Annotated in this window: 20 protein-coding genes; 11 read left to right on the forward strand and 9 right to left on the reverse strand. The window is 65.6% G+C overall.

The genetic code is table 11. The features are described 5' to 3' along the window. Positions 1 to 14: 14 nt before the first annotated feature. Complete coding sequence (locus tag GQB00_RS18540) at positions 15 to 959, reverse strand: PA2778 family cysteine peptidase (protein WP_228276906.1); 945 nt, start codon at positions 957 to 959, stop codon at positions 15 to 17. 36 nt (positions 960 to 995) lie between these two features. Continuing rightward, entirely contained in the window at positions 996 to 1397 is a 402-nt protein-coding gene (locus GQB00_RS18545; RefSeq protein WP_165857371.1) for a PA2779 family protein, read from the reverse strand. A 305-nt stretch (positions 1398 to 1702) separates the two neighbouring features. Between GQB00_RS18545 and GQB00_RS18550 the strand changes: the two genes are divergently transcribed. From GQB00_RS18550 to GQB00_RS21750, 7 genes are all read left to right on the forward strand, one after another. Then, a complete protein-coding gene (locus GQB00_RS18550; protein WP_165857372.1) occupies positions 1703 to 3676 on the forward strand; it encodes a methyl-accepting chemotaxis protein in 1974 nt (657 codons plus the stop codon). 97 nt (positions 3677 to 3773) lie between these two features. Further along, the gene (gene ada, locus GQB00_RS18555; protein WP_165857373.1) at positions 3774 to 4886 is read left to right on the forward strand and encodes a bifunctional DNA-binding transcriptional regulator/O6-methylguanine-DNA methyltransferase Ada; all 1113 of its coding nucleotides are present in this window, start codon (positions 3774 to 3776) and stop codon (positions 4884 to 4886) included. Continuing rightward, positions 4876 to 5787, forward strand: a complete 912-nt coding sequence (locus tag GQB00_RS18560; protein WP_165857374.1) for a DNA-3-methyladenine glycosylase family protein — start codon at positions 4876 to 4878, stop codon at positions 5785 to 5787. Before ada ends, GQB00_RS18560 begins: the two co-directional genes overlap by 11 nt. 91 nt (positions 5788 to 5878) lie before the next feature. Beyond that, positions 5879 to 6721 (forward strand): hypothetical protein, encoded by an 843-nt coding sequence (locus GQB00_RS18565; RefSeq protein WP_165857375.1) that lies wholly within the window; start codon positions 5879 to 5881, stop codon positions 6719 to 6721. Then, on the forward strand, positions 6718 to 7917 hold the full coding sequence (locus tag GQB00_RS18570) for a hypothetical protein (RefSeq protein WP_165857376.1): 1200 nt from the start codon (positions 6718 to 6720) through the stop codon (positions 7915 to 7917). The genes GQB00_RS18565 and GQB00_RS18570 overlap by 4 nt, the downstream gene beginning before the upstream one ends. 118 nt (positions 7918 to 8035) lie before the next feature. Next, positions 8036 to 9031 carry a 5'/3'-nucleotidase SurE gene (locus tag GQB00_RS18575; protein ID WP_165857377.1) on the forward strand — a complete coding sequence of 332 codons (996 nt, stop codon included), beginning with the start codon at positions 8036 to 8038 and terminating at the stop codon, positions 9029 to 9031. Between the two features lie 8 nt (positions 9032 to 9039). Then, the gene (locus tag GQB00_RS21750; RefSeq protein ID WP_207950857.1) at positions 9040 to 9711 is read left to right on the forward strand and encodes a hypothetical protein; all 672 of its coding nucleotides are present in this window, start codon (positions 9040 to 9042) and stop codon (positions 9709 to 9711) included. Between the two features lie 75 nt (positions 9712 to 9786). Here GQB00_RS21750 and GQB00_RS18585 read toward each other — a convergent pair whose 3' ends face one another. Beyond that, complete coding sequence (locus tag GQB00_RS18585; RefSeq protein WP_165857378.1) at positions 9787 to 11643, reverse strand: diguanylate cyclase; 1857 nt, start codon at positions 11641 to 11643, stop codon at positions 9787 to 9789. A gap of 277 nt (positions 11644 to 11920) precedes the next feature. On the opposite strand from GQB00_RS18585, the gene GQB00_RS18590 reads away from it, so the two are divergent. Both GQB00_RS18590 and GQB00_RS18595 read left to right on the forward strand, forming a co-directional pair. Further along, entirely contained in the window at positions 11921 to 12544 is a 624-nt protein-coding gene (locus GQB00_RS18590; RefSeq protein ID WP_165857379.1) for a LysE family translocator, read from the forward strand. Positions 12545 to 12579: 35 nt separating this feature from the next. Then, entirely contained in the window at positions 12580 to 13203 is a 624-nt protein-coding gene (locus GQB00_RS18595; protein ID WP_165857380.1) for a LysE family translocator, read from the forward strand. A 53-nt stretch (positions 13204 to 13256) separates the two neighbouring features. Here the strand turns inward: GQB00_RS18595 and GQB00_RS18600 are convergent, their stop codons facing one another. Then, positions 13257 to 14516 (reverse strand): maltoporin, encoded by a 1260-nt coding sequence (locus GQB00_RS18600; RefSeq protein WP_111496997.1) that lies wholly within the window; start codon positions 14514 to 14516, stop codon positions 13257 to 13259. Between the two features lie 360 nt (positions 14517 to 14876). Between GQB00_RS18600 and GQB00_RS18605 the strand changes: the two genes are divergently transcribed. Further along, on the forward strand, positions 14877 to 15302 hold the full coding sequence (locus tag GQB00_RS18605; RefSeq protein WP_228160632.1) for a GFA family protein: 426 nt from the start codon (positions 14877 to 14879) through the stop codon (positions 15300 to 15302). A gap of 54 nt (positions 15303 to 15356) precedes the next feature. Here GQB00_RS18605 and GQB00_RS18610 read toward each other — a convergent pair whose 3' ends face one another. The 5 genes from GQB00_RS18610 to mnmH form a co-directional block, all read right to left on the reverse strand. Then, the gene (locus GQB00_RS18610; RefSeq protein ID WP_111496996.1) at positions 15357 to 15722 is read right to left on the reverse strand and encodes a histidine triad nucleotide-binding protein; all 366 of its coding nucleotides are present in this window, start codon (positions 15720 to 15722) and stop codon (positions 15357 to 15359) included. A 44-nt stretch (positions 15723 to 15766) separates the two neighbouring features. Then, entirely contained in the window at positions 15767 to 17053 is a 1287-nt protein-coding gene (locus GQB00_RS18615; protein WP_165857381.1) for an FAD-dependent monooxygenase, read from the reverse strand. Between the two features lie 93 nt (positions 17054 to 17146). Further along, positions 17147 to 17653: an aminoacyl-tRNA deacylase gene (locus tag GQB00_RS18620; RefSeq protein ID WP_111496994.1), complete on the reverse strand. Its 507-nt coding sequence runs from the start codon at positions 17651 to 17653 to the stop codon at positions 17147 to 17149. 167 nt (positions 17654 to 17820) lie between these two features. Then, on the reverse strand, positions 17821 to 18660 hold the full coding sequence (locus GQB00_RS18625; protein WP_165857382.1) for a mechanosensitive ion channel family protein: 840 nt from the start codon (positions 18658 to 18660) through the stop codon (positions 17821 to 17823). A gap of 207 nt (positions 18661 to 18867) precedes the next feature. Next, positions 18868 to 19971, reverse strand: coding sequence for a tRNA 2-selenouridine(34) synthase MnmH (gene mnmH, locus GQB00_RS18630; protein ID WP_165857383.1), 1104 nt, complete (start codon positions 19969 to 19971; stop codon positions 18868 to 18870). 110 nt (positions 19972 to 20081) lie between these two features. On the opposite strand from mnmH, the gene GQB00_RS18635 reads away from it, so the two are divergent. Continuing rightward, a complete protein-coding gene (locus GQB00_RS18635; protein WP_165857384.1) occupies positions 20082 to 20744 on the forward strand; it encodes a class I SAM-dependent methyltransferase in 663 nt (220 codons plus the stop codon). Positions 20745 to 21112 lie beyond the last annotated feature (368 nt).

Raw genomic sequence — 21112 nt, forward strand, 5'->3', positions numbered from 1 at the left:
GGTCCGGCCCGCTATCAAGGGGCCGGGCAATCAATCACCGGGCAATCCTTGCCCGTCTCGTCGTCCCCGACCTCCGCAGCGGCCGCCTCGAAACGTTCGGGGTTCAGTGTCGCTGCGCAGTGGCGTGCCTGCTGCGCCGCCTGCGGGCAATCCAGTTGCTCCAGAGCCTCGCCGTAATTGTTCCAGCCGGCACTGAGGCGCGGGAAATCCCGGGTCAGCGATGCATAGCGCCCGGCGGCCTGCGGCCAGTCTCCTTCGGCAAACGCGATATTGCCCAGTCCCAACTGCGCCGCCGGCTGGTCTGGCCAGGTGGCCAGCGCCGTGGCGTAGGCGGTTCGGGCCGCGTCAGTCTGGTGCGTGGTTTCCAGATCGTTGGCGGCGCGCAGGAAGGGCAGGGGCTCGGCGGTGGCCGGCAGCTGTGAAGGCGGCAGCATCACCCGGGCCCAGTTGTCGGTGCGATCCCAGGTGGCCATGAACGCCGCCAGGGGCTGATGGTAGTTGCGCTCGGTGCCGCTGTGCAGGATCAGCTCCTGGGCGGCCTCGTCGTAACCGATCACCACCGCGAAGTGCCATTGTGGCCACCAGCCGAAGCGCAGGTTCTGCATCACCAGCACGGGATTGCCGTGGTTCACTTCCCGGATAACAGCGTCCAGCGTTGGCGCCAGCGGATACACCAGCAGGCCGTACTGGCGGGCGGCGGCCACCATCTCCACCTGCAGTGAGCCGTGGCGTTCCGGCAGGTAGACCTTGTCCACCAGCGCATCCGGTGTCTCGCTCACGCCCTGACTGCCGAGCATCATGGCCAGGGCAGCGGGGCCACACTGGTACTGTTCCTGGGGATAGAAGGGAACGTGGGTCAGCAGCGTCCGGTCGGTGTTCGTTGGGGTGTCTGGCCAGGGTGGCGTGCTGGCGCAGCCGCCGAGGGCCAGCGCCAGCATGAGGGTCAGGGCCGACCGCAAGCGGCCGGCTCCGTATGGACGACGATCGCCCATGGATCAGCGGATGCAGTTCACGAACGGGAAGATGTCCGTCGCGCACAGCATGTCGGTGACAATGAAGATCACCAGGAACAGCACGATAATGCCCACCACGCCTTCGCCGGTCGGTGCATCGGCCAGTTGCTGCTTGAAAGAGGCCAGCTCGGAAGGCGTCAGGCTCTGGATGCGGTCGCGGACTTCATCCTGGCTCACACCCATGTCCACCAGCGTCTGTTTGACGTCATCCCGTTCCAGCATCTGCATGAGGGCCTGACGGTCGATGTCCGCCTGCTGCTGGTTGAGCAGCTCGCCGGTACCCACCACGCTGGCTGACGCCGGGGCGGCGAACAGTGTGAAACACAACATCATCAACGACATGAACCCCGCGATGGGGCGACTGCATTGCCGGATTATGTCCATCTGCAAACTCCTGATTGCACTTGTTGGGTTTGTTTGTTGCGTGACGCAGTGTTCAGAAGTGTAATGATTCTGCGTGCGGGTGCGAGGGGATCCGGTTAAAGGTCTGTAAGGTGCGTCGATGTATCGCCATAGCGAAGGCATTCTGTTGCCGTGTGTCGCTCCTGGCACCATGATCTGGCGCGCCGCACCGATACGGCGCACAGGAGGTGCCCGGAAGCGGCTCTGGCGCGGTCTGGTCGCTCGCTCCGGTCATGGCCCCGTTCTTGCTGAAGGCCCCGGGTTTGTTCTTTCGAAGGCCCGAGTCCATGTTGTATCTGCTTCGTAATCTGTCCATGCGCAGCAAGCTGTTGCTGCTGATCCTGCCCGCCCTGTTGGGGGTTCTGTATTTCGCCGTGACCACGATCGGTGACCGTTACGACAACCTGGCGGGCACGCGGCATTTGCTGGACCGGTTCCAGCAGGTCCGGCTGGCGGATCCGCTGGTGGAATCGCTGCAGAAAGAGCGCGGACTCAGCGCCTTGTTTATCGCCACCCAGGGCAGCGATGGCCGGGTGGTGGACCGGCTCGACGGCCAGCAGGCCCGCACCGATGAGCACCTGGTGACGTTCCGCGACGGGATCGGCGACGATGGCCTTGCCAAGCTCTCAGGGTCGTTGGACCAACTGGCCACCCTGCGCCAGCAGGTGCGCGGCGGGGAGATGACGGTGGATTCGGTCTTCCAGGCTTACACCGAAACCCTGAGCCGGCTGATCGACCGCCTGCCGGTGATCCTGCGGGATGCGAACGACGCTGTGCTGGCCCGGCAGATGGGCGCCTACCTGGCCCTGACCCGGGCCTCGGAATGGGCCGGGCGCGGTGTACTCGCCGGCGCGTCGATCATCCAGCAAGGCAACGCCGGGCTGGCGGCGGTGTCGACGGTCGCCGCCGATCACGCCCGTCAGCGTACGCTGATGGCCTTGGCCGGCGATTTCCTGGCCGATGCCGAGCGGCAGGCTCTGCTGGCCATCGATCAGACCGATGCGGTGCAGGCCTACGACGCCATGCGCGGCCAACTGATTGGCTCCGAATTCGGCTTTATCGGCATGACCAATTTCGACTGGTTCGAGACCGGCAGTCAGGCGGTGGGTCCGCTCTATGCCTTCAAACAGATGCTTGTCAGCGACATGATGGTGCAGGCCACGGCGTCGATGGAAGTGGCCGAGGCGCAACTCTATCGCGCGGCGGCGGTGGGCGGCCTGGTGATGCTGGGTGTGGCCTTGCTGGCGGTCCTGATCATTCGCGGTGTCAGTGGCCAGGTGTCGCGCCTGCTGGGGGACTTCCACCAGATCATGGAGCAGCGCAACCTGGGCCTCCGCACGAGCATCTGCACGCGGGATGAAATGGGGCGCATTGGTCAGGCGCTCAACGGCCTGATGGACACCTTCGCCGGCGCGCTGATACAGATCGACCGGGCCAGTGTGCAGTTGGCCGCCGCGTCCGAACAGACCCGCACCACCGCCGGCCAGAACACCGACCAGGTCAACAATCAGCAGGCCCTGGTGGAACAGGTGGCGACCGCGGCGGAGGAGATGTCGAGCACCGCTGAGGACATTTCCCGCAACACCCAGGATGTGGCCGGTGCCGCCCGGGACGCCAGTGCCAAGAACCAAGCCGGCCAGCAGGTGGTGCGCGACAGCGTGGCGCGCATCCGCGAGCTGGCGGCGTCGATCGAACAGGTCAGCGAACACATGCGCCAGCTGCAGGCCAACAGCGAATCCATCACCCGGGTGGTGGATGTGATCAAGGGCGTGGCTGACCAGACCAACCTGCTGGCGCTGAATGCCGCCATCGAAGCGGCCCGGGCCGGTCAACATGGGCGCGGTTTCGCCGTCGTGGCCGAAGAGGTGCGCACCCTGGCTCAGCAGACCCATAGCTCCACCGTCGAGATCGAAGGCATGATCGCCGGCTTCCGGGACGTGGCCAACGCCGTCGATGCGTCCGTGCAGGACAGTCACCAATTGGCCAACGCCAGCGCCGACCAGGCCGAGGCGCTGGAGGAAACCTTCGCCGATATTCGCGGTGACGTGGACCGGATTTCCGGCATGGCGACCCAGATCGCCGCTGCGGCCGAGCAGCAGGTATCGGTGACCCGGGATATCTCCAACAACCTGGCGTCGGTGCGGGAAACCTCGCGGTTGACCCTGACCGGTTCGCAGGAGATTTCCCAGGTGACGGCCGATCAGGCGGAACTGGCGCAGGAGCTCCAGACCCTCGCCCAGGGTTTCCGTCTGCAGGCCTGACGCCGGCGTCGAATTCGGGCGCAAGGAGCGGAGTGTTTGCGCCTCGTCCGGGGTGTAGTTTTGGCGTAGCATTGAGACAGCGAAGGAGACCTGCGCCATGACTGCCCCCAACACCCCCTCCATCTCGTCGGGCGATGCCCGGCCGCTGGCCGATGATCCGCGCTGGCAGGCTCTGCTGGCGAGGGATCCCGAGGCGGACGGTGCGTTCGTGTACGCCGTGCGCACCACCGGCGTCTATTGTCGGCCAACCTGCCCGTCGCGCCCGGCCCGGCGCGAGAACGTCAGCTTCCACAGCAACGCGGCCGCCGCCGAGGCCGCCGGCTTCCGGCCCTGCAAGCGCTGTCGCCCCGAGCAGGCCGCCCCCGACCGGGAACGGGCCGGTAAAGTGGCGGCGCTGTGCCGTTACATCGAAGGGGCCGATGGCGTGCCTACCCTGGACGAGCTGGCCCGCCACGTCGGCTGGAGCCCCTATCACCTGCAACGCACCTTCAAGGCCGCGACCGGCATCACGCCGCGCAACTACGCCGCCGCTCATCGCGCCGGGCGGTTGCAGGACGCGCTGGGCCAGGGCACCAACGTCACCGACGCCGTCTACGCCGCCGGCTACGGTTCCAGCGGCCGCTTCTACGCCGAGTCCGACGCCGTGCTGGGCATGACCCCGGGCCGCTTCCGCCGTGGTGGCGAGGGGGTCGAGATTCACTACGGTGTGGCGCCCTGTTCGCTGGGTCATGTGCTGGTGGCCCAGAGTGAACGTGGGGTCTGCGCCATCCTGCTGGGGGACGAGCCGGACGCGCTGGCGCAGGACCTGGCGCAGCGTTTTGACGCGGCGGAGCTGAGACCCGCCGAGGCCGGCTTTCAGGCCGTAATCGACCAGGTGGTCGCGTTCGTGGAGCAGCCGCAGACCGGCCTCGACCTGCCGCTGGACATTCGGGGTACCGCCTTCCAGCGCCGCGTCTGGGAGGTGCTGCGCCAGATCCCGGCGGGCCAGACCTTGAGCTACACCGACGTGGCCCGTCGCATCGGCGCGCCACGCTCGTTCCGTGCGGTGGCCCAGGCCTGTGCCGCCAACGCCATCGCCTGCGCCATTCCCTGTCACCGGGTGGTACGCAGCGACGGCGGGCTGTCCGGTTATCGCTGGGGGCTGGAGCGCAAACGCACGCTGCTGCAGCGGGAGGCCGCGGCCCAGGCTGGAGACAGCGATGCCGACTGACGTGCCCGCGTTGAGTGTCGACCTGCCCCTGCCCGCGGATTTCCGGGCGGAGGACATCCTGGCCTTTCATCGCCGCGACGCTGAAGAGGTGGCGGAACGGGTGGACGGGGCGCGTATCGCCAAGGGGCAGATCTGGGATGGCCAGCCGGCGCTGTTGGCTTTGGCGTTCGATGATGGGCGGATGCGGGCGGCATTGCACGTGGACGGCGCGCCCCGGCCCGATAGCCGCGACCGGTTGACCGCGCAGGTTCGGCGCATGATCGGCCTCGATCAGCCGGTGGCCGAGTTTGCCGCCGCGCTGGCTAATCACCCGGCGCTGGGGCCCCTGATTGCGCGCCAGCCCGGGCTGCGCGTGCCCCAGACCGCCACCCCGTTCGAGGCCCTGGCCTGGGCGGTGACCGGCCAGCAGATCAGCGTTCAGGCGGCGGTGTCCGTGCGCCGGCGCTTTATCCGCGCGCTCGGCCTACGCCACAGCAGCGGCCTGTGGTGCCCACCGGGCCCGGAGCAGGTGGCGGCCGCGGCGCCGGAAGCCCTGCAGGGCGCCGGGCTGTCGCGCACCAAGGCCCGCACCCTGCAGACGGTCAGCGAACAGATTCTGGGCGGCGAGCTGCCCCTGGACCAGTGGCTGTCCGACACGCAGGCGGACACCATCCAGGAACGGCTCAACGCGGTGCGTGGCATCGGGCCCTGGACCGTCAGCTACGCCCTGCTGCGCGGCTACGGCTGGCTGGACGGCTCCCTCGACGGCGACGTGGCCGTACGGCGCAACCTCCAGACCCTGCTGGGCCGGGAGGACAAACCCACGCAGCAGGAAACCCGCGACTGGCTGGCGGACTTTTCCCCCTGGCGCGCGCTGGTGGCGGCCCACCTCTGGGCCATGCAGTCGGCGGCCGGCTACTGACTGGCCGGCGTCCGCGCTGTGTCACAGAACTGTCACAGGATTGACCTAACCTCCGTAACATTCCGTTTTCCCGAATGATCTGGTTCCGTTCATGCCTCTATCGCCGCTTGTCTACCGTGTGCTGGTGGCGCTGGTCGTGCTCGCCGCCACCGGCCTGGCTCTGCTGTTGGGGCAGGTGCGCGTGGCGGATGCGAACCTGGGCCCCTACGACCACTACCGCTGTGACACCGGCGCCGAACAGGGCGGGCGGGATTTCCGCATCCTGACCACCACCAACTACCTGGCGCCGGCGCTGGCGGATCACCTGTGCCAGTCGGGCTGGCTGGCCGACCGCTTCGGCGGTGTGGACATTTCCTGGCAGCCCCGCGCCTTACTGGACACCCGCGACCTGGCGGACCAACGTTACGACCTGCTGTGGAATCGGCACCGGGTGCTGCGGGGGCTGCTGGCCAACGTCGACCAGTACTACGAGCGCCTGTTGCAGACGCCCACCTATTCCGTTTACTGGTTGAGCCGGACCGACAAGCCACAGCTCACGGCGGACTACTTCGCGGACAAGCGGGTGGGTCTGATTCAGGACAGCCAGAGTCAGTCGTCTTTCCAGCAGCCCGTGGGACAGTTGCGCCAGGCGGGTATCGAACTGGCGCCGGAGCAGCTGCATTTCTTCGCCGACCGGCGCAGTCTTTATCAGGCCTTCAACACCGGCGACGTGGATATCATCAGCGGCCTGAAATGGGTCGGTGAGCAGGCCGTGCCGCCGGAACGCCGCCTGGTGATTGCCGAGGGCCTGTCCACCGGCGCCTGGTTCGCCAGCCGCCGCGTCCTCGAGCCGGGCGCGCGCTGTGATCTGCTGGCGGCGCTGGCGGTGATGGCCCCGATCTATCGCCGTATCCATCCCGGTTTCCGCGTCCAGGACCCGGAGTGCGTCCTGTGAGTGCGCGTCCGTGGCGGACCGGTCTCGCCGCGCTGGTGTTGGCCGGGGGGCTGGCGCTGCTGATGGTGGTCGTGGCGCGGCAGTCGGCGCTGGCCAGCCTGGAGGGGCAACTGCAGGCGTCGCTGCCAGGCGCGGTGGATCAGGCTCTGGTCAACGGCGATGACCGTGACAGCCTCTACGGCGCCATCGCCGGCCAGTTGCAGGCGGACCTGGACAGGCTGGATGTCCAGGGCGGGTTGCGGCCGGCTATCCAGAGCTGCCGGACGACGGTGAGTGCCCTGGGCCCCGCTACGCGGGAGACTACGGCGGGGGCCGATATCGACATTCGCTGGCGGCATGAGGACACGACGCTGCATGCGGCCTTTACAGTGAACTGTCAGCCCGCGTGGTGGGCGGCCCTGGGGCAGGGCGGCGTGCTTGCGGTGCTGGCGCTTGCCCTGATCCGCGTATTGCCGACACCGCTGACCGGGTCTCAGCAGGCCTGGTATCAAACGCTGCGCGGCGAGGGCGTGTCGGCCTCCCGGGCGCGACGCTGGGTGGCGCCGCTTGCGAGCTGCGAGACTGATCCGTCGGCGTTGCTGGAACGGCTGCGCGAGCGCATTGGGCGGCCCTTCCCCGAGCAGTTGGCACTGGCCTTGATGCTGCATCGGGAGGGCTTGGACGAACGTCGCCAGGCCTGGTTCCTGTGGGCGTTGCCCCATCACGACGGGGATGCCGAAGCGGCCTTGGCCGTGGCCCGACGGGACGACCATCTTGCGTTTGATCTGGAACGGGCCGAAGTGCGGGTGCGCGGCATTGCCGTGGCGCTGCCGCGAACGCCTTTGTTCTATTACCTCTGGTACGCGCGTCAGCGCTGCGAGGGTGGCTCTGATGGCGACGGATGGTACGCCAACCCGCCGTCGAACCGGCCCGACCGGGCGGCCGGGCGCTGGCTGGCGGACTTCATGGCCGCCCACCACGGCCACGCCAAGGCGATCAACGACCTGCGCGAGAACGGCCTGCGCTCCAAGACCCTCGACCAGAACCGCAATCGCATCAAGGACGAGCTGACCCGGCAATTCGGCGAGTCGCTGGCGGCGCCCTACCTGTTCGAGAGTGAGCGTGTGTCCACCCGTGCCCAGTCCCGCTACCGGCTGGCCCTGCCGGCCTCAGCCATCCAGCCGGTGCTGCGGCACCAGGAAGAAATCGTCACCTGATCCTCTCACGGCACGTTCCGGAGATATCCAAAAGCGTTCTGGGATGTCTTTTTCACGGTTCGGACATGCGCCGGGCCGAAGCTGCTCCTGCTTTTCACCCAATGACAGGAGTAAACCCATGAAAACATCCCTCGCCCCGCTGGCCCTGGCCGGCACCCTGCTGTTCAGCGGGCAGGCGTCCGCCCTCAACATTCTGCTGACCAACGACGACGGTTGGGAGACCGATAACATCCAGACGATGTTCAGCGCCCTGCAGGCGGCCGGTCACAACGTGATCATGTCGGCGCCGTGCACCGGCCAGAGCGGAAAGGGTGGTGCCCTGAATTTCCTCAAACCGGTCTCCGTGGACGACAGCAAGGCCGGCCAGCAGGAATACTGCGTCGGCGACACCGATGAAACCGTCGCCTTTGAGGATTTCACCGAGGGCACCCCGGTGATGGCGGTGTTGCACGGGCTGGACGTGGTGGCGCCCGCGGTCTGGGGCGCGGCGCCGGATCTGGTGATTTCCGGTCCCAACGAGGGCAATAACCTGGGCTACATGAACAACAACTCCGGCACCCTCGGCGCGGCCATGATCAGCATCGCGCGGGGCATCCCGGCGATTGCGGTGAGCGCGGCCGACGGGGACGCCACCAAGGCGGCCACGGTGGCCCAGATCGTCATCGACATCGTCGATCAACTGGACGCCGGCCGCGCCGCCGGCGAAGCGCTGCTGCCGCCGTTCACCGGCCTCAACGTCAATACGCCGGACGACGTGGCCAATCACCTCGGCTACCGCTTCACCGACGTGGCCTGGAACGCCGGCGGCTACGACGCCATGTTCGTCGAGGATATGTCCGAGAATGACCTGATGATGAGCTATGTGGCAGCCAGCATCATGGCGGCCGACAGCTCCCTGACCGAAGCCGAGGCCCTGGCCCAGGCGCGGGCCGCCTATGCGGGCGCGTCCGGGATTTCGTTCACGGGCGGGCTGGTCGATGACGACAGCGCCAATGCCGAAGGCAAACGGGTGCAGGAAGGCTACGTCACCATCAGCACCATCGATGCCCACGTGCAGGCCAGTCGCGCCAAGGTGGCGCTGACCGCCCAGAAACTCAACGCACTGAGCGAGTGATGGGGGCCATGATGACGGACACCAAGCGATTCCCGTATCTGCGGGGCCTGACGATGCTCGGCGCGACACTGGCCCTGGCGGCTTGCGGCGGATCCGACAGTGACGACGACAGCGTGGCGCTGGACAGCGTGGTCGGCCAGTACAGCGGCGTCTATCAGGATGCGGACGGCCAGCCCAACCTGGCCACGGTGACGTTGATCGGCAACGACAACCTGACGTTTGTCGGGCTGGATGAGCAGGACCGGCGCACCGAGTACAGCGGCACGTTCGACTCCGGCAGCGGCGCGGTGAGCTTTGCCGGCGCGGACTGCGACACCGGCGGCGACCACCTGACCTGCGACATCGACGGCGTGTCGGTGCGGCTGGATGTGGTCAACGACGCCACCGCCCCGGCGGTATCCGACCTGGCGGGCGACTACCAGCTGCGCATCGACGGCGCGCTGTATCCGCTGACCCTGGCCAGCGACGGCCAGTTCAGCCTGGCGGCGAACGGCTGCGAAACCGCGGGCACCGTGAGTCCGGCCCTGCACGGCCAGGTGCTGGCTGTGGCGATCACCGGCGATGACTGTGGTGGCAGCCTGGCCCGGGGCTACCTGGAGGCCGAGCCGCTGTATACGGACGACGACGCCCTGGCGGTGTACCTGCCGGCGTCCGACCTGTCCGGTTACTGGATCCGCTGATCCCACGACCCGCGGCGGCTTCGGCCGCGGCGGGTCACTGCGTTGATCTTCCCGTTGCCGGGGTGGCCGTGGTCGTCAGGAGACCGCCTGCGGCTCCCCGCCCCAGTCCAGACCCACCACGTTGTCCCGCCCGTCACGTTTGGCCTGGTAGAGGGCCTGGTCGGCCTGTTTGAGCAGGCTGTCGATGTTGCTGTCCGGCGTCATGTGCGCGACGCCGATGCTGGAGGTGAAGCGGATCGTGCGCTTGCCGTTGAGCACCCGGATCCGGCCGATGCGCGTGCGCAGGCGCTCTGCGGTGACCAGGGAGTCGTCGGGATGTTCGCTGATCAGCAGACCGAACTCCTCGCCCCCCAACCGGCCGAATACGTCGGACTCCCGTATCTGCTCGACGATGGCGCGGGTAAACGCGCGCAGGGATTCGTCGCCCAGCGAGTGACCGTGGGTATCGTTGATGGTTTTGAAGTGATCGATGTCGAACATCAGCAGGCTGATCGGGCGTCCCTGGCGCCGGGCCCGTTCAATCGCCTGTTGGCAGTCGCACAGGAAACTGCGACGGTTGCGGGTGCCGGTCAGGGCATCGGTGCGGGCCTCACGCTCAGCGGTCTGGATGGCGTCTTCCAGTTCCCGGGTCCGCGCCTGCACCTGGGCCTCCAGGTCGGCCTTGGACTGTTCGAGTTGGCGCCGGTACTGGCGCCTCTCCTGGCGCAGTCGCCGCACCCGGAAGCCCATGGCGGCCATGATGGTCAGCATCTCGGTGAAGGACGCCACCGGCGGCCAGTAGTAGTTGAACAGGTTGTGTTCCACCAGCCCCAGGTCGCGGCAGGCCTGCACCACCAGACCAACCACTAGCAGCGACCAGGCGACAGCGAAGATGGCGGCTTCCAGCGAGCCCTGGCGCCAGCGAACCAGACCCACCAGGATCATGACCGGGTACAGCAACAGGGCCAGGGTGATGGTGGCCAGCGCGAGGACCTTGATCTGGAACAGCGCGGCGATCAGCAGCAGGCCCGCGTTGGCCATCATCAGCAGGAGCAGGCGGTCCAGGCGCGGGGTGTGTTCGCGGGTGGCAAGGAAAATCCGGGCGAACGAGAGACCGCACAGGATGGTGACGGCCCCGCTGATGGACATGTAGTGCCACTGGAAATCATCGCGAATCAGGTACTGGTGGGTGTAGCCCAGGATCGTCGCCCAGCAGGTGATCTTGGACAGGGAATAGACCGCGTAGGCGAAGAAAGTACGCTCGCCGGTGGCCACGCCGCCGCAGAAGGCGAACAGGCCCATCAGGAAGAACCCGCCGAACAGGAAGGCGATGGCGCTGGATTCGGTGGTATGGGCGGCCACGAGATTGTCCCGCGACCAGATGCGCAGGCTGGGGAAGACGAACCCCAGCTCGTCGGAGCTCAGGCGCAGCAGCAGTTCGCGGGTCTCGCCCGGCGCCAGGTCGACCGGCACCACGAACCGGTTGTGGACCACGGGCCGCTGGTCGAATGGCCGGTGCATCGACAGGTCGGCGATCGGGACGTAGGGCGTGTCGTCTCTGCGGGCGAAGGCGGTCAGCTCGATGAGCTGGTGATCCACGTATTCCAGGTTCAGCGTCAGGGGGCGATCGGTGGTGTTGCGCAGGCGGAAGTGGGACCAGAAAGCGCCGGGTTTCATGCCGGTGGAGCCGGCACTGTCCAAGGCCGTGAAGCGCTGCTGGCGCAGGGCGGTCAGCGCGTCGTCGAGGGTGGCCCGGGCGCCGGGGTCGTGCCAGATGGCCGCCTGGCCGGTGCGTTGACGGCCGTTCTCATGGTCGGTGACATCGATTACAGGCTGGGCCGTACTCCATCGCGGCAACAGGGCCAGCAGGCAAACCAGCAGATAAAGGGCGGCGTTGGCGAACCATACCGGGCCAGTACAAAGGCTGGATCGAGAAGGATTGCTGATCGACATGGAACGGCACCGACATCCGCTAACTGATAAGCTGGATCCATGGTTGCGTCGTCCGGTGCCGGATCACGATGGGCGCAGGGACGCCCAAGCAGATTACACGATTCTGGATGAAGTGGTGAATAATTTGTAATGTTATTCATTGCGGTGCCGGCGCGAGATCACCGACAGGAAGGGACGCGATGTTTGAATACAGCTTGCTGCACTGGTCCGCCTGGCGCTGAGCGAGCGCCACTGAGAGACCACAACCAACCTTTATCCATCGACCAGGGAGTGGATCATGGAATTATCAACGCTTTGGCTCTTCATCCCCGCGTGCTTCGCCCTGAATGCGTTTCCCGGCCCCAACAATCTGATGGCGATGACCCACGGTCAAAGGTACGGTCTGCGGTACGCTGTGCTGGCCGGGCTGGGGCGCTTGGTGGCGTTCGTCTTGATGATCGCACTGGCCGCCTACGGACTGGCGGTGATCCTGTATACCTCGGAACTGTTTTTCCTGGCGCTGAAGGTAGCCGGCGCGCTCTACCTGTTCTGGCTGGCCTACCAGATGTGGACTTCGGAGGTGGCCGCAATGCCGGATGCCGAACCGGCTCGCCCTGTGGGGCAGCTGGACGGTGCACGACGGGAATTTCTGATCGCTGCCGGCAACCCCAAGGCCATCCTGATTTTTACCGCTTTCTTTCCCCAGTTTGTCGATACCTCAGCCCCGGTGCCGGCTCAGTTCGCGGTACTTGGTGCGGTATTCCTGTTGATGGAGTGGCTGGTCATCGCCGGATACGGCGTCTGTGGAAAACTGCTGCAGAGCTGGTTCACCCAACCGCTCCGGCAGCGTCTTTTCAACCGCGGCTGCGCCGGAGCACTGGCCTGTGCGGGGGCGGGATTACTGGCGTCGCAGAATCGGTAGCGCCATAACATTCGAGAATCAGGGAGGATTCGAAGATGACGCTGGAGACATGGAGTGTCTATGTGGCCACGGTCCTGGTGCTGATGTGTACGCCTGGGCCGAGCCAGTTGCTGATGTTGTCGAACAGCATCGGTAACGGCTTCCGACGATCGCTGCTGACGGCAGCGGGCGATCTGTCCGCCAATCTGTTGCAGATGCTGGCGGCCGGGCTGGGTGTTGGTGCGCTGGTGCTGGCGTCAGGCTCTGTTTTTGCGGCCCTGCAATGGGCCGGGGTGGCCTATCTGTTGTGGTTGGGTGTGCGTACCTTTCGCCGGGCCGGAACCGGCGGCATAACGCCGGGGGCTTTCGCGAGCGGGCGCCAGCTGTGGTGGCAGGGGTTTGTAACGTCGGCCGCCAATCCCAAGGCGATCCTGTTCTTCGCCGCGCTGTTCCCGCAGTTCATCGACTCGGAGCTGGCGTTCTGGCCGCAATTCCTGCTGCTCAGCGTGACTTACCTGGCCATGGATGCCGCCTTTCTTGCTCTCTATGGCAGCAGTGCGGCTTTGCTGGCGCAGCGGTTGAGTGGGGTGGCCCGACGCCGGCTGGATCGGATCGCTGGTCTGTGTCTGATTGGGGCAGCGCTGTTGTTGGGGAGCAAAACGGCGTCGCGTCCAGTTTGATGCGGGCGGACCGAGGAAGGGGCAGCCCGCCCGCATCGTTGCCTAGGCTGGCGTTACCACCAGACTTCGGCCTGGGCGCCGAAGGTCAGGCCGTCGGTTTCGCTGTCCTCGATGGACTCGCTGGCGGCGTTGTAGTTGTCGCTCCAGTGGGCGTAGGTCGCGAACAGGCGCAGCTGCGGCCGGGCGAAGAAGGTCGCGTCCGGTTCCCACTGCTGGGATAGGGTGATCTTCTGCAGGTCGTAGTCGTCCTCTCCCGAGGCTTCCGGCGACACCTGGTCCAGCCCCACCTCCACGGCGGTACTCATCAACTGGCTCCAGTAATAGGTCGGGCGGACACCGGCTGACAGCCAGCGCGCGCCGGTGTCGTCGTCCAGGCTGACATCCTGATAGATGGCGGCGTAGAACATGTCCATCTTGCTGCCCAGCGGGATCACACCGTGATCAATAACCCGCAGCATGTCGCCCTCATTAACGGCGCTGCTGTTGGCCTTGCCCGGGCCGCCGATCATGGAGTCGGTGGCGTACTGCACGGTGAACTTGTTGAAACCACCCAGGAATTCGGTCTGGTGGTGTTCGGCGGTGACCAGGTAGCCGTTCTGGTCGTCCTCGACGCCGGCGTCTTCCTGTTCGTCAGTCAGGTTGGCGCTGCCGTAGTCGAAGCCGACTTCCAGGTTGCCGTTGGGGTTGACCGGAATGTCGGTCCAGCGCACGTCGATGATGTCGTTGGTGACCTCATCATCGTCGTCCACATTGGTGCCGGTCTCGTCGTTGGTGGAGCGGGTCCAGGCCACGTGCAGCTTACCGGTGCCCACATCGATGTCTTCCAGGCCGGCGCCAGGGCCGGATACGTCCCAGTAGTAGAAGTCGTTGATGTGGATGTCGTGGCGCTTGTAGTAACGCTTACCGATCCACAGGGTGGAGCCGGGCAGCGACTTGATGACGTTGGTGCCGCGCACGTTGAACTGGCGCACGCCGATATTGGCGTCGTCATCGGAGCTGAATTCGCCGTCGTTTTCCTGGTCGGTGACGTAGGCGATCATCGAGTCGACGTAGAAGCTGGTATCACCCTCGCTCCAGACTTCGTCGCCCAGTTGGACTTCGGCGTAGGTTTCGCACTCGTTACCGAGACGGTACTTGGCGCCGGCGCCCTGAGCCTGGAAGCAGGCCTGGTCGCCACCACCCACGGTGGAACCGATACCGGAACGGAAATAGCCATGGAAGTCGACGGCGGAAGCGGTGCTGGACACCAGCAGCGCGGCGACGGCTGCCGAAAGCGACTGACGGCGGAACAGAGGATTCTTGTTGTTGCGCATGATTGTCGTCCTGGTTTTGTTTTTGGAATTCACCCGGAGCGCGTCGGGATGCCCTGGAAACGGGCTTGTTTCTCCTTGAGCCTGTCCCGGCCGGCTCCTCATCCCTTAACCGGTTGCGCGGGGCGTATGCCCCCGGCGTAATGGCAGGGTGTTAGTAAAACTACATATAAATCGGTTGGTTTTAAAGCGCTATTGCCAACTAAATAGGATTTATTTCTAAATAATGTTGATCATTCTCATCGCTTAACGCGCATTTGCCCAGCCAGGCGAGGCAACCGGGTCCGATCCTGGGGCTCTCCCATGGAGAAGCGGCTATAGTTGGATCTGGCGGTGTCAGTTGAGTAACGGGAGGAGCCGGTCATGGAAGCGACAGAAATGATGGAAGGACAATGCCTGTGTGGCGCGGTCTCGATTCGCGCCGAGCGCCGCGACAAGCTGGAGGTCTGCCATTGCGGCATGTGCCGGCGCTGGGGCGGCAGTCCTCTATTGGCGGTGCACTGTGGCCAGGACATCCTGCTGACCGGGCAGGACTCGATTACGGTGTACGACTCGTCGGACTGGGCCGAGCGGGGCTTCTGCCGCCACTGCGGGACCCACCTGTTCTACAAGTTCAAGGGCAATAACGAGTATGCGGTGCCGGCGGGATTCTTCCAGTCCGGCGCGGATAATTTCGTGATGTGCGGTCAGATCTTCATCGACGCCAAGCCGGGCTACTACGACTTCGCCAACCAGACGCCGATGATGACTGAGGCCGAGGTGCTGGAACGCTACGGCCTACCGGAATGAAGGGAACGGAGCCGGTCCGGGTCGCCGGCTCTCGCGCAGGCTGGACGCGCTGGCTCAGACCTGTTTCATCTTGTCCGTATACGGCGGCCAGCCCAGCGGCTTGCCTGCCAGCAGGTGCAGGTGGATGTGGAACACCGATTGTCCCGCCTGCTCCCCGCAGTTCATGACCACCCGGTAGCCGCTCTCGTCGAAGCCCATTTCTTTGGCCAGGTCCCGGGCCACGGTGAACAGATGCCCGACCAGCTCTTTCTGGTCGTCCTGCAGATCGTTGATGGTGGCGATGGGCGTCTTGGGGATGATCAGCAGGTGCACCGGCGCCTGAGGGTTGATGTCCCTGAACGCGAGGCTGATGTCGTCCTCGTAGACGATGTCGGCGGGAATCTCCCGGTTGATGATCTTGTCGAAAATGGTTTCCGCCATGATGGCTCCTCTGGATTGGCTCGTCCGTTGATTCGGAATCCGGGTTAGCGTAACAGGGCCGGGCGCGGGACCCGGTCGATAAGCGGTTGCAGGGCCGCGGGCAGCCGGTCGTCGATGCCCATGGCGTAGCGGGCCACCTGGTGCCGGGCGAACGGCAGGCTATTGGCCAGCGCCAGGCCCAGGTTGCGGGCCAGGTGCAGCGGCGGCAGCCGGTTGCTGAAGGCGTGATAGAACAGGTCCATGGCCAGCATCATGCGCTGGTTGGCCGGCCGGCGCCGGGCTTCGTAGCGTTGCAGCAGCGCCGTATCGGAGAGCGGCAGGCCGGCCCGCCGTGCTTCCACGAGCAGCTGTTGCAGGGCTTCGGCGTCCTGGAAGCCGAGATTCACGCCCTGGCCGGCCAGCGGGTTGATCGTGTGGGCCGCATCGCCCACCAGTACCGTGCGGCCGCTGGCGTAGGTCTTGGCGTGTTGCCGGGCCAGCGGAAAGCTACCGCGACCGGCCAGCGCCTGCAGCGGCGGCAGGTCGGCGGGGAAGGCCCGGGCGACTTCGGCCAGGAACGCGTCATCGGGAAGTTGTCTGAGTTCGGCAATGCGCGCCGGACTGTCGTACCAGACCAGTGACGCCCAGCTGTGATCGCCGTCGGCGTGCAGCGGCAGGAACGCACGCGGCCCGCTGGGATGGAACGCCTGCCAGGTGATGTCCTGTGGGGCGCCGGCGTAGCGCACGCTGGCCACCAGGGCCTGTTGGCCGTACTGGTCGCGGGTGACGCCGATGCCGGCCATCTGGCGGATGGCGGACTGGGCGCCGTCGGCGCCCACCAGAAGCTGGCCCTGTAGTTGGGTCCCGTCGGCCAGGTGCAGGTGAACGCCTTCCCCGCTTTCGCTGACGGAGTCGATCTCGACCGGGGTCAGCCGGCTGATGGTATTTATGCTGCCAGCCTGATCCCAGAGGGCTGCCTGGGTTACGCGGTTCTCGACGATATGGCCCAGGTGATCCCGGCCCAGCGGCGCGGCGTCGAAGGTGGTGCGCAAACGGCCGGGCGGCAGCAGGCGGCTCAACGGGTGTTCGGTGGCGTCCCATACCGAGAGGCGCGCGTAGGGCGTCAGGCGCATGGCATGGATCCGCGACCAGGCGCCGAGCCGTTCCAGGTAGGCTTCGCTGCCGGCGCTGAGGGCCGAGACCCGCAGGTCCGGTGTCTCGTCGGCATGGAAGGCCGGAGGTGTCTGGCGGTCCAGCAGGGCCACCGTCAAACCGGCCCGGCCCAGACCATTGGCCAGGGCGGCGCCCACCATGCCGGCGCCGACGATGATCACGTCGAAAGTCTGCGTCATATCCGCTTCCTGAATCGAATGGCCCCATATTAGAGGCCGTTCGCAGGCACCGCAAACCGCTGTTGCGATCGCCCGACCGGCGCGGGTGTCGCCTCAGGAAACCTTGCGCAGCCAGGCCGGACGCGGCGAGTCCGGGCGCCGGAAACCCTCGTTGATGACCATGGGACTGACCAGCCGCAGGAAATCCTCAGTGGCCAGACGGATCGATTCGGAGTGACTGCCGGCGGCGAACACCAGGTTGGCCTGGCCGGTCAGCGCCTCGCTGCAATAGACCGACATCCCGTACAGGTTGCCGAAGGGCGGCATGGCGCCCACCTCGCAGTGGGCAAAGCGATCCTTGAACTCGTCCTCGTCGGCGAGCTGAACGAAATCCGTGTCCAGCACGTGGGACAGGCGGTCCCAACGCACCCGCCAGGTGGCGGGCATGACCAGCATGGCCATCTTGCCGTCGAGTTCGATAATGACTGTCTTGACCACGTCGTCACCGGACACATGCGCGTGGTGTGCCAGTTCCTGGGCCGAGAAAGCGGCGGGGTGGGTGAGGCAGTCATACGGCACCGCCTTCGCTTCGAGAAATTCCTTCAATTGCTGAACCGGCATGGGACGACCTCCAACCAGCAACGTCAGCACGAACGCCCTCACCGTTGACCGGCCAGGCGCCACCTGTTGTCACTGGCAAGCATAGTTCAGGGTGCGAAGAAGTTGAACCGGCGAGAGAGGAGACGGGAGGAAAAGCGATCCGGCCGGGGCGACCGGATCGACTGGTATCAGCCGGCTTTCACCTCGTGAAGGTGCACGTCGCGCTGCGGGAACGGAATGGTGACGCCTTCGGCGTCGAACGCTTTCTTGACCTTTTCCTGCATATCCCAGATCAGCGGCCAGACGTTGGGCGTGTCGGTCCAGACGCGGACATTGATGTCCACCGAACTGTCGCCCAGGCCACCCACGAAGATGGCCGGAGCCGGGTCCATGTAGGCGCGCTCGTCGGCTTCCACCAGGCGTTTGAGGATGGCCTTGGCCTTGTCGATGTCGTCGCCGTAGCCAATGCCGAACACCATGTCGGCACGACGGCGCTCGTAGGCGTTGACGTTGATCAGGCTGGAGTTGGACAGGTCGCCGTTGGGAATGATGATGCGGCGGTTATCGAAGGTGTTGATGATGGTGTAGAGGATCTGGATTTCCACCACGCTGCCGAAGAAGCCCTGGGCCTCGATCACGTCGCCCACTTTGAACGGCTTGAAAATCAGGATCAGAACACCGCCGGCGAAGTTGGCCAGGCTCCCCTGCAGGGCCAGACCGATGGCCAGGCCGGCGGCACCGACCACGGCGATGAACGAGGTGGTGGCGATGCCGATCATCGACGCGGCGGAGATGATCAGCATGATCTTGAGGATGGCACTGATCAGACCGCACAGGAACTTGTTGAGGGTCGGGTCCTTGGCGCCCAGCTTCTTGTCGAGGACGCCGACAAAGCGGTTGATCAGCCAGAGGCCGACAATCAGCGTCACAATCGCCAGCAGCACCTTGGGCGCATAGGCCATCACCATGCCATAGGCCATCTGGGCCAGTTCAGCGAGCTGTCCGTCGCCGGAGAAGAGGTTTTCCATGTGAACTCCTTGTTGCGTTCTTGAATCCAGGATGTCGACCGGGGCCGGTGCGGGGCGGCGCACTGATCGCCGCAACGACTGGGATTACCCGGGTTTTTATAGCAGAAATATGGCAAACCGCTAAGACGGCTGGCAAAAATCGTCCTGCCGACGACAGCCGACCAGAGGTACGTTCGTTAGCGGGATTGGATGCATATTGTCAGTCTATCAGGCTGCCGCCTGGCGATAGGTCCACTCCAGGAGGGTGTCCACGCACCCACGCACAGCGATACGGCCGGACTTGTGACTCAGCTGGTAATCGTACATGGGGTCGTAGTAGTCCCGCAGCAGCACCTGGATCCATTCGTCGTGACCGCTCGGATCACCGTGGGCCTGCTGTTGGTCCAGGGCGTCGATCATGATCTGGCGCAGGCGCTGGTGGCGTTCGCCCCCCAGGCGCTTGCGGATGCGGTCCAGGGCGCTGAGCAGGAAGTCGCGGAAGTTGAACCAGCCGGCGTCTTCGCCGTCCCGGGCGACGAAGCCGGCCAGCATGTCGGTGACGTAGTCCTGGCGGATGATCTCCGTGCGCTCGTTCAACGGGCGCTCCAGTACCAGCAACGGCGCCTCGGACATGCGCTCGCGCAGGTTGTGAGGCAGGGCGCAGCGGCCGATCAGGCGGCTTTCGTCTTCCAGGTAGATCGGTCCGCCCACCTTGTGGTGGGCTTTGAGCAGCGCGATGGCCACGCGGTTCTCGAAATCGATCTGGCCGGGCTGTGGCGTCAGGGTGCGGCCGAAGCTGGACCCCCGGTGTTCGGCCATGCCTTCCAGGTCCACCGGGTTGGGGGTTTCCAGCAGCACGCGTGTCTTGCCGGTGCCGGTGCGGCCGCTGATGATGTGCAGCGGCAGACCGCCTTCCAGGAGCTGCTCCTGGGTGTCGATCAGGAAACGGCGCAGTGCCTTGTAGCCGCCCTTGACCAGCGGGAAGTCGATGCCCGCCTCGTGAATCCAGCGCTGGGTGAGCTGCGAGCGCAGGCCGCCGCGGAAGCAGAACAGGTAGCCTTGCGGATGCTGTCGGGTGAAGCGGACCCAGTCTTCCACGCGTTGCTGCTTGATGTCGTCGCGCACCAACTGGTGGCCCAGCTCGATGGCCGCCTGCTGGCCCTGTTCCTTGTAGCGGATGCCCACCCGATGGCGCTCGTCGTCGTTCATCAGCGGCGCGTTGATGGCCTGGGGGAACGAGCCCTTGTGGAATTCCACGGGGGCGCGGACGTCCATCAGCGGGATGTCGTTGAGGAAGATGTCGAGGTAATCCTGGGTGTCGGGGCGGGCCATAGGGTTGTCGGTCTGCGGCGATTGCGAAGTGTGTCTGGAGTATAACGAAAGGCCGCGCCGGCTTCAGTCCCCGTTGTGGCCGGGCCGCTCGCGGCGGGCTAGAATGCGGCATGCTCAAAACCGACGCCCTGCTCAACCAGCGCATGCAGCGCACCTTGGCCCGCGGACGCGTGGCCCGGACCGCCCCGTCCGGCTGTCCGACACTGCCTCTATACCTGTTCGATCCGGCGGTGCTGGAAGGGCCGCTCAGTCACGACGAAGCCCAGGCGGTGGTGGCCGAGCCGGCCTACTGGTCCTTTTGCTGGGCCAGCGGTCAGGTGCTGGCCCAGTACCTCCTGGATCATCCGGACACGGTGGCCGGCCGGCGGGTGATCGATTTCGGTTCCGGTTCGGGGGTTGTGGCGATTGCCGCCGCCCGTGCGGGCGCGAGCGAGGTGGTCGCGTGCGACATCGATGCCGATGCCCTGGCGGCTGTGGCGGCCAACGCCCGCCTGAACGACGTGGCGGTAACCCTGTGCGACGACTGGAACGGCCGTGTCGGTGTATTCGATGTGGTGACGGCGGCCGATGTGCTCTACGACCCGGAAAACCGGCCGCTACTGGCCGAATTCCGGGCCGCCGCGCCCAGCGTGTTGCTGGCGGATTCCCGGGTGAAGGATCTGGGGGACGACCGCTACGTTCTGCAGACGGTCGGAGAGGGCCGGACCTGGCCCGACCTCCACGAGTTCGAGGAGTTCAACCGGGTGCGCATCTATCGGGCGGGGTCTGAGTGATCGATCATCGGCCGTGATCGTGACGGTATGTCCGGATGAGCGCCGGGCGCGCGAATAAAAACCGGGCACAAAAAAAGGGCAACTTGCGTTGCCCTTGGTCGGAACGGGTATCCGCGTCCCTGCGCGCGTCAAACCCTGTCGCGTTTTGAAGTCCCTTGCCAGCTCCGTGGCGCCAGCGTCCTAGCCGGCGATCCAGATAAAACGAGTCCCTAAAGCGGGAAATCCGTTTAATCCCTGCTTCCCCTCACGCTCCTGTGAGGAACTACTCCGTGTGTCTTCCTGTCCCTGTCATCCTGACAACTCCACTATAGCAATTTGCACATTGCCGATATGTGACGGCTTTCTTGCTTTCCCATGGCGGGAACATT

The sequence above is a fragment of the Marinobacter sp. JSM 1782161 genome, assembly GCF_011421605.1.
In the GTDB taxonomy this organism is placed as follows: Bacteria; Pseudomonadota; Gammaproteobacteria; order Pseudomonadales; family Oleiphilaceae; genus Marinobacter_A; species Marinobacter_A bohaiensis.

Excerpts from the sequence above, each read along its gene's own strand:
- GQB00_RS18545 (WP_165857371.1), bottom strand. The coding sequence starts at position 1,397 with ATGGACATAATCCGGCAATGCAGTCGCCCCATCGCGGGGTTCATGTCG.
- GQB00_RS18550 (WP_165857372.1), top strand. The coding sequence starts at position 1,703 with ATGTTGTATCTGCTTCGTAATCTGTCCATGCGCAGCAAGCTGTTGCTG.
- ada (WP_165857373.1), top strand. The coding sequence starts at position 3,774 with ATGACTGCCCCCAACACCCCCTCCATCTCGTCGGGCGATGCCCGGCCG.
- GQB00_RS18560 (WP_165857374.1), top strand. The coding sequence starts at position 4,876 with ATGCCGACTGACGTGCCCGCGTTGAGTGTCGACCTGCCCCTGCCCGCG.
- GQB00_RS18565 (WP_165857375.1), top strand. The coding sequence starts at position 5,879 with ATGCCTCTATCGCCGCTTGTCTACCGTGTGCTGGTGGCGCTGGTCGTG.
- GQB00_RS18575 (WP_165857377.1), top strand. The coding sequence starts at position 8,036 with ATGAAAACATCCCTCGCCCCGCTGGCCCTGGCCGGCACCCTGCTGTTC.
- GQB00_RS21750 (WP_207950857.1), top strand. The coding sequence starts at position 9,040 with ATGATGACGGACACCAAGCGATTCCCGTATCTGCGGGGCCTGACGATG.
- GQB00_RS18585 (WP_165857378.1), bottom strand. The coding sequence starts at position 11,643 with ATGTCGATCAGCAATCCTTCTCGATCCAGCCTTTGTACTGGCCCGGTA.
- GQB00_RS18590 (WP_165857379.1), top strand. The coding sequence starts at position 11,921 with ATGGAATTATCAACGCTTTGGCTCTTCATCCCCGCGTGCTTCGCCCTG.
- GQB00_RS18595 (WP_165857380.1), top strand. The coding sequence starts at position 12,580 with ATGACGCTGGAGACATGGAGTGTCTATGTGGCCACGGTCCTGGTGCTG.
- GQB00_RS18600 (WP_111496997.1), bottom strand. The coding sequence starts at position 14,516 with ATGCGCAACAACAAGAATCCTCTGTTCCGCCGTCAGTCGCTTTCGGCA.
- GQB00_RS18605 (WP_228160632.1), top strand. The coding sequence starts at position 14,877 with ATGGAAGCGACAGAAATGATGGAAGGACAATGCCTGTGTGGCGCGGTC.
- GQB00_RS18610 (WP_111496996.1), bottom strand. The coding sequence starts at position 15,722 with ATGGCGGAAACCATTTTCGACAAGATCATCAACCGGGAGATTCCCGCC.
- GQB00_RS18615 (WP_165857381.1), bottom strand. The coding sequence starts at position 17,053 with ATGACGCAGACTTTCGACGTGATCATCGTCGGCGCCGGCATGGTGGGC.
- GQB00_RS18620 (WP_111496994.1), bottom strand. The coding sequence starts at position 17,653 with ATGCCGGTTCAGCAATTGAAGGAATTTCTCGAAGCGAAGGCGGTGCCG.
- GQB00_RS18625 (WP_165857382.1), bottom strand. The coding sequence starts at position 18,660 with ATGGAAAACCTCTTCTCCGGCGACGGACAGCTCGCTGAACTGGCCCAG.
- mnmH (WP_165857383.1), bottom strand. The coding sequence starts at position 19,971 with ATGGCCCGCCCCGACACCCAGGATTACCTCGACATCTTCCTCAACGAC.
- GQB00_RS18635 (WP_165857384.1), top strand. The coding sequence starts at position 20,082 with ATGCTCAAAACCGACGCCCTGCTCAACCAGCGCATGCAGCGCACCTTG.